The 216-nt window shown below is 67.1% G+C and carries 1 protein-coding gene; it reads right to left on the minus strand.

The genetic code is table 11. From position 1 onward, the window contains the following. A partial coding sequence (locus ACLQ2W_RS34105) for an AMP-binding protein (RefSeq protein ID WP_425792048.1) occupies positions 1–203 on the minus strand: 203 nt, incomplete at its 3' end. Positions 204–216: the final 13 nt, after the last annotated feature.

Genomic DNA, 216 nt, shown 5'->3' on the forward strand with positions numbered 1-216 from the left:
TTGGTGTAGCCGTGGGCGGTGCCGGCTCCGGCGATGTAGAGCTCTCCGGCGACGCCGGGTGCTACGGGGTTGAGGTGGTCGTCGAGGACGTAGAGGTGGGTGGCGGTGACGGGTCGGCCGATGGGTGGGGTGGTGTTGTTGGTGAGGGGGTCGGAGAGTGTGGCGGCGATGGTGGTTTCGGTGGGTCCGTAGGCGTTGATCATGAGTCGGTTGGGG

The organism is Micromonospora sp. DT227, assembly GCF_049841835.1.
Taxonomy (GTDB): Bacteria; Actinomycetota; Actinomycetes; order Mycobacteriales; family Micromonosporaceae; genus Micromonospora.